The organism is Methylibium rhizosphaerae, from assembly GCF_006386545.1.
Lineage (GTDB): Bacteria > Pseudomonadota > Gammaproteobacteria > Burkholderiales > Burkholderiaceae_C > Pseudorivibacter > Pseudorivibacter rhizosphaerae.
Genome location: NZ_SWAR01000011.1, coordinates 50,615 through 61,562, shown reverse-complemented (window position 1 = coordinate 61,562; position 10,948 = coordinate 50,615). Strand labels below are relative to the sequence as shown.

12 protein-coding genes are annotated in these 10,948 nt (G+C 68.7%); 4 read left to right on the top strand and 8 right to left on the bottom strand.

What is annotated here, in order from left to right; all coding sequences use genetic code 11:
* Positions 1-43 precede the first annotated feature (43 nt).
* Genes E8D38_RS10620 through tssJ form a run of 3 tightly spaced genes read right to left on the bottom strand, consistent with a single transcriptional unit; the run spans position 44 to position 3,234 of the window.
* A complete protein-coding gene (locus E8D38_RS10620; RefSeq protein ID WP_140629015.1) occupies positions 44-1,375 on the bottom strand; it encodes a DotU family type VI secretion system protein in 1,332 nt (443 codons plus the stop codon).
* Positions 1,376-1,392: 17 nt separating this feature from the next.
* Positions 1,393-2,724 carry a type VI secretion system baseplate subunit TssK gene (tssK, locus tag E8D38_RS10615; protein ID WP_140629012.1) on the bottom strand — a complete coding sequence of 444 codons (1,332 nt, stop codon included), beginning with the start codon at positions 2,722-2,724 and terminating at the stop codon, positions 1,393-1,395.
* A gap of 30 nt (positions 2,725-2,754) precedes the next feature.
* A complete protein-coding gene (gene tssJ, locus E8D38_RS10610; RefSeq protein WP_140629009.1) occupies positions 2,755-3,234 on the bottom strand; it encodes a type VI secretion system lipoprotein TssJ in 480 nt (159 codons plus the stop codon).
* A 109-nt stretch (positions 3,235-3,343) separates the two neighbouring features.
* Here tssJ and E8D38_RS10605 point away from each other — a divergent pair, with 109 nt between their 5' ends.
* A complete protein-coding gene (locus E8D38_RS10605; RefSeq protein WP_181179037.1) occupies positions 3,344-4,795 on the top strand; it encodes a lytic murein transglycosylase in 1,452 nt (483 codons plus the stop codon).
* Here E8D38_RS10605 and E8D38_RS10600 read toward each other — a convergent pair.
* Genes E8D38_RS10600 through E8D38_RS10590 form a run of 3 tightly spaced genes read right to left on the bottom strand, consistent with a single transcriptional unit; the run spans position 4,714 to position 6,867 of the window.
* A complete protein-coding gene (locus E8D38_RS10600; RefSeq protein ID WP_140629003.1) occupies positions 4,714-5,175 on the bottom strand; it encodes a DUF3717 domain-containing protein in 462 nt (153 codons plus the stop codon). The two genes, E8D38_RS10605 and E8D38_RS10600, sit on opposite strands and share 82 nt — an antisense overlap.
* 28 nt (positions 5,176-5,203) lie before the next feature.
* Complete coding sequence (gene trpS / locus E8D38_RS10595; RefSeq protein ID WP_140629000.1) at positions 5,204-6,199, bottom strand: tryptophan--tRNA ligase; 996 nt, start codon at positions 6,197-6,199, stop codon at positions 5,204-5,206.
* Complete coding sequence (locus tag E8D38_RS10590) at positions 6,196-6,867, bottom strand: site-2 protease family protein (protein WP_246099428.1); 672 nt, start codon at positions 6,865-6,867, stop codon at positions 6,196-6,198. Before E8D38_RS10590 ends, trpS begins: the two co-directional genes overlap by 4 nt.
* Before the next feature lie 66 nt (positions 6,868-6,933).
* On the opposite strand from E8D38_RS10590, the gene purN reads away from it, so the two are divergent.
* From purN to E8D38_RS10575, 3 genes are all read left to right on the top strand, one after another.
* A complete protein-coding gene (gene purN, locus E8D38_RS10585; protein ID WP_140628997.1) occupies positions 6,934-7,563 on the top strand; it encodes a phosphoribosylglycinamide formyltransferase in 630 nt (209 codons plus the stop codon).
* Between the two features lie 12 nt (positions 7,564-7,575).
* Positions 7,576-8,832 (top strand): RsmB/NOP family class I SAM-dependent RNA methyltransferase, encoded by a 1,257-nt coding sequence (locus E8D38_RS10580; protein ID WP_140628994.1) that lies wholly within the window; start codon positions 7,576-7,578, stop codon positions 8,830-8,832.
* A gap of 165 nt (positions 8,833-8,997) precedes the next feature.
* Positions 8,998-10,209, top strand: a complete 1,212-nt coding sequence (locus tag E8D38_RS10575) for a DesA family fatty acid desaturase (protein WP_246099427.1) — start codon at positions 8,998-9,000, stop codon at positions 10,207-10,209.
* A gap of 142 nt (positions 10,210-10,351) precedes the next feature.
* On the opposite strand, the gene rpmG is transcribed toward E8D38_RS10575, so the two are convergent.
* Both rpmG and rpmB read right to left on the bottom strand, forming a co-directional pair.
* Positions 10,352-10,519: a 50S ribosomal protein L33 gene (gene rpmG, locus E8D38_RS10570; protein WP_140628988.1), complete on the bottom strand. Its 168-nt coding sequence runs from the start codon at positions 10,517-10,519 to the stop codon at positions 10,352-10,354.
* A gap of 25 nt (positions 10,520-10,544) precedes the next feature.
* Positions 10,545-10,778 (bottom strand): 50S ribosomal protein L28, encoded by a 234-nt coding sequence (gene rpmB, locus E8D38_RS10565; RefSeq protein ID WP_104303251.1) that lies wholly within the window; start codon positions 10,776-10,778, stop codon positions 10,545-10,547.
* Positions 10,779-10,948 lie beyond the last annotated feature (170 nt).

The window sequence follows — 10,948 nt, the reverse complement described above, 5'->3', positions numbered from 1 at the left end:
CCCGGGGGCTCGGCCCTCGAAATCCAGGTTGACACAGGGTGTCTCATGACTTGGCCTTGGGCGCGGCGCTGGCGCGGCCCACGAAGAGGGTGACCTCGACCCGGCGGTTCAGCGCACGGTTGCCGACGGTGTCGTTGGGCACCACCGGCTCGCCGTCGGCGCGGCCTTCGGACGCAATGCGGTCGGCCGCGACCTTGCGCGCCACGAGCAGGTCGCGCACCGTGCGGGCCCGCTCTTCGGAGAGGTGCCAGTTCGACGGGAAGCGGGCCGAGCGGATGGGCTGGCTGTCGGTGTGGCCGGTCACGAGCACCGCGCCGCTGACCTGCGCCAGGGCGTCGGCGATGCGCTGCATCAGGGCCTCGCGCTCGGGCAGCAGGGTGGCGCTGCCGGGCGCGAACGAGCCGTCGCCGCGGATGGTCACCACGCTGCGGTCGATCTCGTCGCGCACCGCCACCAGGCCGGCCTTGATGTCGGGCTGCAGGTATTGCGCGAGCCGCGGCTTGGGTGCCGGCTGGGGCTGCGCCACCACCGGCGGTGACAGGCGCAGGCTCTGGATCTGCCCGTACACCGGGTCGGAATGGCCGCCCAGCGAAAGCGCCAGCCCCAGGTACACGCCGGTGAGCAGCAGGGCCGCCACCGCGGCGGTGGCCGCCAGCGGCAGCCAGCTGTAGGCGCGCTTGCGGGTGACCGGCTGGCCCTGCCAGTGCTGCGCCAGCGCATGCGGGTAGTCGCCGCGCTGCTGCTTGAGGATCTGCGCCAGCTTGTCGCGCACCGCCTCGAGTTGTGCACGGCCGTTGTCGATGACGCGGTAGCGGCCCTCGAAACCGAGAGTGAGCGCGCAATAGATGAGCTCGAGCAGGTCGCGGTTGGCCTCGGGCTTTTCGGCCAGCCGCGCCATCAGCTGGAAGACCTTTTCGCCGCCCCAGGTCTCGTTGTGGAACATGGCCAGCAGGCTGTGCCGCGCCCAGGTGCCGGAGCCGCCCCACGGTGTGTCGGCGGCGGCCTCGTCGAGCATGGTGCACAGCACGTAGCGCGCGGCCATCACGCGTTCGGGCGCGATGCCTTGCTGCGCCGCCTGGGCGGCGAAGTCGCGAATGCCCTGCGCCAGCGCGTTGCGCAGCGCGGCCGGGTCGTCCACATGGCGTGTGCTGCGCAGCTGGGGCACGGCCAGCAGCAGCCGGTTGGCAAGCGCCACCAGCGGATTGAGGCCCTGGTCGGGCGCCGCCCCCAGCTCGGGCGCGGTGGTGAACTCGCCGCTGCCGGTGCCGCCTTCGACGCTGCGCGTGCCCGAGCGGCCGCCCGGGTTGGGCTTGATGAAGGTGCGCTGCTGTTCGTCGAACTGCGCGAACGGGTCGTTGATGGCGGAGGGTTCCATGCAGCCGTGCCCTCACGTCATTGGCGGATCGCCCAGAGTTCCAGCTCGATGCCGGGGAAGTCGCCCGCCACGTGCAGGGCGAGGCTGCCATTGCGTTCGAGCTGCTTCCACAGATCTCCGTTGCGGTCGAGCTCGAAGTAGTGGAAGCCGGCATGGAAGGGCAGCTGCCGCGGCGCCACCGGCAGCGAGCGCAGCGTGACGCCCGGCAGCTGCAGGTTCACCAGGTCGCGGATGCGGTCCACCGGGCCGAGCTTGGACTGCAGGGGGAAACGCTGGCGCAACTGCTCGGCCGGCATCTGGGCGTTGACCGCCAGCACGAAACTGGCGCTGCGCGCGAGTTCCGGGTCGGGGATCACCGCGGTGCGCACGCCGTGGCTGCGGTCCACCAGGTCGATCTGCAGCGCGTTGCGTTCCAGCACGGTGGACAGCATGCGGCGCAGGTCCTCGACCACCGGCGAGAAGGTGCCCTGCAGGTCGTCGTGCCTGTAGACCGGGTAGTCCGGCGGATGGCGCTGCTCGCTCGTGAAGGTGGCAAGGTCGCCCGCCAGCTGCAGGCAGGCGAAATAGAAGTCCTGCGGGTGGCCGTGCGGCGCGGCGGCATGCTGGCGGAACAGCGGCTCGGCCCGGTTGAGCGACTGCAGCATGAGGAAGTCGGCCATCTCGGACACGCCGTGGCTCAGCTGCCCCATCCGCGAAGCCAGCAGGCGCGCACGCTGCTGCATCAGGCCGTGCAGAAGAGAGGCGGTGGCCGACAGCTGGGCGGTGGCTTCGATGCGCGTCTGCGGCGCAATGTAGGTGCGGTCGAGCACGACCTGATGGTCGGGGCGGCGCTCCACCACGCGGGCCACGCCCAGCAGCGCGTAGGCGTCGCTGGCGTCGCGGCCGCGCAGCAGGCGCAGCTGCAGCGCACCGGTCTGCACGGCTTCGGGATCGTCGCTGGCGCTGGTGTGGTCGCGGATCTCGTTGTCGGCCGCGCGATAGCGGTACATCTCCTGCGCCTCTGCGTCGAACGCGACTTCGGTGACGCCTTCGCGCTTGAGAGGAATCGCGAGGCAGACCAGCTCGCCTTTCATGTCGGCCGGAACGTCCAGCGGCACCGGTACGGCATCGTTGTCCGGGATCGAGAACGGCGTGCCGTCGGGCAGCACGCCGCTGGCTCTCAGCAGGTTGACACGGCCGAGCGCCAGCTGGCCTTCGTCGAGCGCCAGTTCGAAGAAGCCCCAGGCGTAGGGGCCGGCTGCACGCAGCCGCATGTCGATCTGGTATTCGACGTGCCGTGCCTCCTGCTGGAAGTGATGCGGCAGCAGGAACATGCCCTGCGACCACACGACTCGGCTTTGCAAGCTCATGTGCGTTGGCGGCTGTTTCGTTGTGGCGGCTTATTTCGTGGCGGCGGCGGAGACCGACAGTTCCTCGGCCCGGATCACGATCCGGTGCTTCTTGCCGGGCTGCACAGGCAGCACCGCGCGCCATCTCGCGCGTTCAAGGTCGCGGTAGGCGGCGAACACGCCGATGAAGCGTGTGTCGGGCGACAGGGTCTTGTTGTAGGGCCTGGACTCACCCGGGGCGAGGCTGAACTCCTCGCGGCCCAGCAGGTCGGCGCCGAGCTCGGCCTGGTCGCGCTGGTACAGCGACACGAAGTCGGCGCTGTTGAAGGCGGTGGCCGTCTTGAGTTCGTACACGCGCACCGTCACCGGCGAAGGCCGCCTGCTGACGCTGGGGTTCACGCTGGTGGAAGCCTCGATCGTGCCGCTCACCTGAGCCGGCTTGGGCGGGCCGCCGCATGCGCTCAAGAACAGCATCGCCGCTGCAGCCAGCACTGCGGTGCAGCGCGCAGGCCGCATCGGGAAGTTGCTCACGGGGTCTACTCCTTGGCTCGGTCCAAAGAATAGCCAGACGGGGGGCTTCTCCCGCGTGACTTAGGTAATCCGCGTGTCGTGCCTACACTGGCCCGCCATGGCTTCCGACGTGTTTCGACCTTTGCTGCTGCGCCGCTGGTCCGCGGCCTGCGCGGCCGCGTCGATGCTCGCGCTGCCCGCGCCGGTGCTGCCGCAGCCGGCGGGCGATTTCGGCCGTTGCGTGAGCGCCCTGCGCGCCGAGCTGAAGCGCCACCCCGAGGTGCGCAGCGAGACTTTCGACACTTACACCCGCACTGCGCAGGACCTGCGCGCGGACGTCGAGCGGTTCACCGCCACGCAGCCCGAGTTCAAGCTGTTCATCTGGGACTACCTGATGCGCCGCGTGGATGGTCAGCGCATCGCCGAAGGCCGCGAGATGCTGGCGCGCGAGTCGGCGGCACTGGCCTCCATCCACGCCAGGCATGGTGTCGACGGGGCCACTGCGGTGGCCGTGTTCGGCATCGAGACCGACTACGGCCGCGTCCGCGGGCGCTACCCGGTGGTCGACGCCACCTTGAGCCGCGCCTGCCTGAACCTCGCCAGCAACGAACGCAAGAACCATTTCTTCGCGGCGCTGTGGCTGTTGCAGGAAGGGCTGGTGAAGCCCGACGAGTTCCGCGGTTCCTGGGCAGGCGCCTTCGGCAAGACGCAGTTCATGCCCGGCACCTTTACCCGCTACATGGACGACGGCGACGGTTCGGGAGCGCCCGACATCGTCAACAGCGTGCCCGATGCGCTGGCAACGACGGCGCGCTACTTGAACGGCCTGGGCTGGCTGGACGGCCTGCCGTGGGGAGTGGAAGTGCGCGCGCCAAGAACGGTGGTCGAGGCCCTGAACGCGCCGGAGGGCGAACATGGCTGCCTGGCGGTGGCGCCCGCCGCGGCCCGGTGCCGCACGGTGGAGCAATGGGCGACGTTCGGCGTGCAGGGCGTCGACGGCCAGGCGCTGGCGGACTACACCGCGGCGTGGCCGCGCTGGAACGGCGGCACCACCGCCGCGCTGCTGGCGCCGGCCGGTCCGGACGGCCCTGCCTGGCTGGTGACGCCCAACTACCAGGCGATCTGGCGCTACAACCGGGCCGATGCCTACGGCCTCGCGATCGGCCTGCTGGCCGACGCGCTGCGAGGCGCGCCTCCGCAGCGGGTGGCATGGCCGACCGACGATGCCGGCATCTCCCGGGCCGAGTTCCGCGAGCTGCAATCGCTGCTGCTGCAGCGAGGGCATTGCGGCGTGAGCGTCGATGGTTCGGAAGGGCCGCTCACCAGTGCCGCGATCAAGGTCGAGGAAGCTCGGCTGGGGCTGGCGGAGACAGGCCGGGCCGGCGCGCGCATCCTGCGGCTGCTGAAGGGCGAGGCGCCGGCGAGTGGCGGGGCTTGCGGGCCGGCGGCCTCCACGCCAGCGGCCTCTGCGCCTGAGCCAGCCGCGCCCGCTTCGGCGCCTCAGGCGCCGCCGGAGCCCGCCTCGGCGCCGGCTTCCGCGCCCGAGCCTTCCCTGCCGGCGTCGAGCGCCCGTTCCGAGTAGCGGTTGAACCGCCAGGCGGTGTCTTCCATGACGATGCGCCGCCAGGTGGCGCGCTTCTCGACCGGCGTCATCTGGGGCCAGTGCTGCACTTCTTCGAAGGTGCGGCCGCAGCCCTTGCAGACGTCGTCGCCCTGGCTGGTGGAGCAGATGGCGATGCAGGGCGTGTCCGGCGTGGAGTCGTACCAGGCGAGCCAGGCGGCCTTGGCCTTGGCCGGCATCGAAGCCTCGTCGCAATACTGCTCGCGGTAATAGACCATCAGCGCGTACACCTCCGCGAGCGACAGCACTTCCTTGCAGGCGGTGATGCCGTCGGGCGAGGGCGAACGCTCGCGCCACCAGTTGATGGCGGACTCGATGTCGGTGATGTGGATGCCGGGCATTCTTTCTGGAGTCGACGGGTGACCGGGACTAGTACACCAGGCCCATGGCCGAGCGCACTTCCTTCATCGTCTCGCGGGCCACGCGGCGGGCTCGTTCGGTGCCGACCTCGACGATCCAGTGCACCTGCTTCGGATTGCCGAGGTAGGCCTCGGCGCGTTCGCGCCAAGGTTTCTGCTCCTTCAGGATGGCATCGATGACCGGCTGCTTGCAGTCCAGGCAGCCGATGCCGGCGCTGGTGCAGCCCTTGACCGCCCAGTCCTTCACCGCGGCATCCGAATAGACCTGGTGCAGCTTCCACACCGGGCAGCGCTCGGGGTCGCCAGGGTCGCTGCGGCGCACGCGCTGCGGGTCGGTGGGCATGCGCCGCACTTTCTCTTCGACCACGGCCGGCTCGTCGCGCATGGCGATCGCATTGCCGGCGCTCTTGCTCATGCGCGCGCCGTCGAGGCCCGGCATGCGGCCCACCTCGGTGAACAGGGCCCGCGGCTCGGGGAGCACCGTCTGCCCGCCGGCATGGAGGTGGTTGAAGCGGCGCGCCACTTCGCGGGTGACTTCCACGTGCGGCGCCTGGTCTTCGCCCACCGGCACGAAGGCGGCCTTGTAGATGAGGATGTCGGCCGCCTGCAGCAGCGGGTAGCCGAGGAAGCCGAAGGTTGCGAGGTGGCGGTCCGTCGCCTGGACCATCTGGTCGCGATAGGTGGGCAGGCGCTGCAGCCACGACAGCGGCGTGCCCATGGCCAGCAGCGTGAACAGCTCGGCATGCTCCGGCATGCGGCTCTGGATGAACAGCGTGGCGCGATCGGGTTCGATGCCGGCGGCCAGCCAGTCGACCACCATGTCGTAGACGTTGCGTTCGAGGTCGGCATGGTCCTCGTAGTGCGTCGTCATCGCATGCCAGTCGGCCACGAAGTAGTAGCAGTCGTAGTCGTGCTGCAGGCGCACCCAGTTCTTCAGGGCGCCGTGGTAGTGACCCAGGTGCAGCGCGCCGGTAGGGCGCATGCCCGACAGCACACGAGGTTTCATTGCAGGCCGATGAGGGTGGGCAGCGAGGGCAGCGCCGCACTCAGCATCTGCAGCAGCGCGGCCATGATCGGCAGCATCCAGTAAGTGCTCACGACGCCCACCAGCACCAGTCCCATGACGATGAAGAAGCCGTAGGGCTCCAGCCTTGCCACCGGCAGCGCAAGGCGCACCGGCAGCAGGCCCACGAGGATACGCCCGCCGTCCAGCGGCGGCACCGGCACCAGGTTGAAGGCGAACATCACCAGGTTCACCAGCACGCCGGCGCGGGCCATCAGCAGGAAGAATTCCTCGTCGATGCCCAGGCCCAGCAGCACGGCGCCGAACACCGCCCAGCCGACCGCCTGCAGGAGGTTGGCGCACGGGCCGGCAAAGGCCACCCACACCATGTCGCGTTTCGGGTGGCGCAGCTGGCGCCAGTCCACCGGCACCGGCTTCGCATAACCGAACACGAAGGCACCCGACGTCGCCACGTACAGCAGCAGCGGCATCAGCACCGTGCCGATCGGGTCGATGTGACGTATGGGGTTGAGCGAGATGCGGCCGGCCTGCTCGGCCGTCGGGTCGCCGTAGTGGCGCGCCACATAACCGTGGGCCGCCTCGTGCAGCGTGATCGCGAACAGCACGGGCAGGGCGTACACCAGGAGGGTGCGGATGACGTCGGATTCCATGTGGGGGCGGATTCTAGGAGGCCGGGACGCCTGGCCGGGCACCCCCGGCGACTAAACTGCCGGCCGATGAAGAACATCGTGATCCTGATCTCGGGGCGGGGCTCCAACATGGAAGCCATCGTCCACGCGAATGCGCGTGAGAAGTGGCCGGCGCGCGTGGCCGCTGTCATCAGCAACAAGGCCGACGCCGCCGGCCTCGCCTTCGCGGCTTCGCACGGCATTGCCACCGCCGTGGTGAGCCATCGCGACTACGCCTCCCGCGAGGACTTCGATGCCGCGCTGGCGCGCTGCATCGATGGGTTTGCGCCCGACGTCGTGGTGCTCGCCGGATTCATGCGCATCCTCACCCCCGGTTTCGTGCAGCGTTACGAGGGGCGGCTGGTGAACATCCACCCGTCGCTGCTGCCGGCGTTCCCGGGCCTGCACACGCACGAACGCGCGCTCGAGGCAGGTTGCAAGGTGCACGGCGCCACTGTCCACCTCGTGACGCCCGAGCTCGACCATGGCCCGGTCATCGCCCAGGCGGCGGTGCCGGTGCTGGCCGACGACACGCCGCAGTCGCTGGCCGCCCGCGTGCTAGCCAAGGAGCATGTGATCTACCCGCGCGCCGTGCGGTGGATGGTCGAAGGCCAGCTGCAGGTCGATGCGGCCGGCATCGTGCGCCACAAGGCCGCCGCGGCCCAGCTCGAACTCTGATCGGTCATCGCCATGCGTCCTGCTCACCTGCTCGATCTCGCCACCGAACTGCTGCGCAACGTGCTGCGGCTCGATTCGCCGGCCGACGCCGTGGTGTCGGCCTTCTTCCGCCAGCACAAGGATCTGGGGCCTCGGGAACGCCACACGCTCGCCGAGACCGCCTACAACGTGCTGCGGCATCGCCTGCTGTACCAGCACCTGGCCCAGTCGGGCAGCGGCGCCATGGAGCGGCGCCTGGCCATCCTCGGCTGGCAGGGCAGCGACAGCTACCTGCGCGGCGGGATGGGCCCGCACGAAGCCGAGTGGGTCGGCCGCGCGCGTGGCGTCGATGTGAAGACGCTGCCCACAAAGCTGCGTCATAACCTGCCGGACTGGCTGGCGACGCCTTTGCAGGACACGCTCGGCGACGAGTTCTGGCCGCTGGTGGACAGCCTCAACCAGAGTGCGCCGCTCGACCTGCGGGTCAACGCGCTGAAGGCCAAGCGGGAAGACGTGCTGCCTGTGCTGGCGCAGGCCGGCATTGCCGCAGCGGCCACGCCGCATTCGCCCTGGGGCGTGCGGGTCGAAGGCAAGCCGGCACTCAGCCGGCTGGAGCTGTTCACCCGCGGCGACGTGGAAGTGCAGGACGAAGGCAGCCAGCTGCTGGCCCTGCTCACCGAGGCCCGGCGCGGCGAGATGGTGGTGGACTTCTGCGCAGGTGCCGGCGGCAAGACGCTGGCGCTGGGGGCGATGATGCGCAACACCGGCCGCCTCTACGCGTTCGACGTGTCCGGGCACCGGCTCGACGCGCTGAAGCCGCGGCTGGCGCGCAGCGGCCTGTCCAACGTGTACCCGGCCCAGATCGCGCATGAGCGCGACGAGCGCATCAAGCGGCTGGCCGGCAAGATCGACCGCGTGCTGGTGGACGCGCCCTGTTCGGGCCTGGGCACCCTGCGGCGAAATCCCGACCTGAAGTGGCGCCAGTCGCCGCAGGCACTCGATGAACTCAAGGCCAAGCAGGCCGCCATCCTCGCCAGCGCAGCCCGGCTGCTGAAGCCCGGCGGCCGGCTCGTCTACGCCACCTGCAGCCTGTTGCAGGCGGAGAACGAGGACATCGCCGGAGCCTTCAGCGCAGAGCACAAGGATTTCGTTCCGCTTCAGGCACGCGAGGTGCTGGAGCGGGCCAAGGTTTCCAAGGCCGACGGGCTGGTGGCGGGCGAATACCTGCGGTTGTGGCCGCACCGGCACCAGACCGACGGTTTTTTCGCCGCCGTCTGGGAACGAAAATAGCCGCTGGCTATGGCATGTGTGCAGAGGATGGTTTGAGCTGGCGCAACCCGGCCCCACTCTTCACAACTGCGTCGCCAAAAGTGCGTAGTTCCACGCGCCGCTTGGAGACCCCGGCACCTACAATTCCGCACTCTTCGGAAAAGGCTCTACAGAATGGACGTTTTGATGTCGTTGTTCGACGGCACCGTGAACTGGCTGGCCTACGGGCTGCTGGACGCCGCGTGGTGGCAGATCGTGCTGTACACGCTGGCCTTCACGCACGTGACCATCGCTTCGGTCACGATCTTCCTGCACCGCTCACAGGCTCACCGCGCGCTCGACCTGCATCCCGCGGTGATGCATTTCTTCCGCCTCTGGCTGTGGCTGGGCACCGGCATGGTGACCAAGGAATGGGTGGCCATCCACCGCAAGCACCACGCCAAGTGCGAAACGGTCGATGACCCGCACAGCCCGCAGACCCACGGCATCAAGAAGGTGCTGCTCGAAGGCAGCGAGCTGTACCGCGCCGAAGCCAAGAACCAGGAAACCCTGGCCAAGTTCGGCCACGGCACGCCTGACGACTGGATGGAGCGCAACGTCTACAGCCGCTACAGCTGGCAGGGCGTCGGCCTCACGCTGATCCTCGACCTGCTGCTGTTCGGCGCCGCGGGCGCCGCGGTGTGGGCCGTGCAGATGCTGTGGATCCCGGTCACCGCGGCCGGCATCATCAACGGCCTGGGCCACTGGTGGGGCTACCGCAACTTCGAGGCGGCCGACGCTTCGACCAACATCTCGCCGTGGGGCATCATCATCGGCGGCGAGGAACTGCACAACAACCACCACACCTATCCGACCAGCGCCAAGCTGTCGGTGAAGAAGGGCGAGTTCGACATCGGATGGGTCTACATCCGCGGACTCGAGATGCTGGGGCTGGCCAAGGTCCGCAAGACGCCTCCCGAGCTCAAGCTGGGCGTGGTGAAGCCGGTGGCCGATTCCAAGACGCTCGAGGCCATCATTGCCAACCGCTACGAGGTGATGGCCAAGTACGCCAAGGAGCTCAAGCGCGCCTGCGGGGCCGAGCTCGACCGCCTGAAGGCGCAGGGCGCCAAGAACGGCGCCAAGTGGACGCAGATGCGCCTGGCGCGCCGCTGGCTGCACCGCGACGACGACAAGATCCCGCAGGAACTGCGGGCCCAGATCGCCGCGACCCGTGCCGAGCATCCGGTGCTCGACAAGCTGGTCACGATGCGTGAGGAGCTGCGCCAGCTGTGGACCCGCACGAACGTGTCGGCCGAGCAACTGGTGAGCGACCTGCAGGCCTGGTGCAAGAAGGCCGAGGAAAGCGGCATCGCCGCCCTGCAGGAATTCGCGTTGAAGCTGCGCGCGGCCCACGCCTGAGGCAGGCCGCTCCCGGTAGCAAAGCGCCTCGATCGAGGCGCTTTTTCTTTTGGTGCTCTCTTCTTCGCCCCCCTCAGCAACCGACAAACAAAAAACCCGCCGGGCGCGAACCGGGCGGGTTTCTCGGTGAAAGAGGGCCGAATTACTTCAGCTTCACTTCCTTGTAAGCCACATGCTTGCGTGCCTTCGGATCGAACTTCATCAGTTCCATCTTTTCGGGCGTGGTCTTCTTGTTCTTGGTGGTCGTGTAGAAGTGACCGGTGCCGGCAGTGGATTCCAGCTTGATCTTCTCGCGTGCGCCTTTGGCCATGATGTGCTCCTAGATCAGCGGTGAATCAGAGTTCGCCCTTGGCGCGCAGGTCAGCGACCACCTGGTCGATGCCCACCTTGTCGATCAGGCGCAGCGCGGCGTTGCTCACGCGCAGGCGCACCCAGCGGTTTTCGGTCTCGAGCCAGAAACGGCGGTACTGCAGGTTGGGCAGGAAACGACGCTTGGTCTTGTTGTTGGCGTGGGAAACGTTGTTCCCCACCATCGGGCCCTTGCCCGTGACTTGACAGACGCGTGCCATGACGCTTCTCCGTACGATGTGTTTCGATGCGGCTGCCAGAGCAGGCCGGGCTTCAGGTTTGTGCTGACCCCGGCTTGGTGGCGGCCCTTCCAGCGCGCGAAGGCGCACTGGGGCTGGTTCGGCAAAGACGACGATTATAGCCGGATTTGCCGGCAATGCGAAAGCACGGC

Excerpts from the sequence above, each read along its gene's own strand:
- E8D38_RS10620 (WP_140629015.1), bottom strand. The coding sequence starts at position 1,375 with ATGGAACCCTCCGCCATCAACGACCCGTTCGCGCAGTTCGACGAACAG.
- tssK (WP_140629012.1), bottom strand. The coding sequence starts at position 2,724 with ATGAGCTTGCAAAGCCGAGTCGTGTGGTCGCAGGGCATGTTCCTGCTG.
- E8D38_RS10600 (WP_140629003.1), bottom strand. The coding sequence starts at position 5,175 with ATGCCCGGCATCCACATCACCGACATCGAGTCCGCCATCAACTGGTGG.
- trpS (WP_140629000.1), bottom strand. The coding sequence starts at position 6,199 with ATGAAACCTCGTGTGCTGTCGGGCATGCGCCCTACCGGCGCGCTGCAC.
- E8D38_RS10590 (WP_246099428.1), bottom strand. The coding sequence starts at position 6,867 with ATGGAATCCGACGTCATCCGCACCCTCCTGGTGTACGCCCTGCCCGTG.
- purN (WP_140628997.1), top strand. The coding sequence starts at position 6,934 with ATGAAGAACATCGTGATCCTGATCTCGGGGCGGGGCTCCAACATGGAA.
- E8D38_RS10580 (WP_140628994.1), top strand. The coding sequence starts at position 7,576 with ATGCGTCCTGCTCACCTGCTCGATCTCGCCACCGAACTGCTGCGCAAC.
- E8D38_RS10575 (WP_246099427.1), top strand. The coding sequence starts at position 8,998 with ATGTCGTTGTTCGACGGCACCGTGAACTGGCTGGCCTACGGGCTGCTG.
- rpmG (WP_140628988.1), bottom strand. The coding sequence starts at position 10,519 with ATGGCCAAAGGCGCACGCGAGAAGATCAAGCTGGAATCCACTGCCGGC.
- rpmB (WP_104303251.1), bottom strand. The coding sequence starts at position 10,778 with ATGGCACGCGTCTGTCAAGTCACGGGCAAGGGCCCGATGGTGGGGAAC.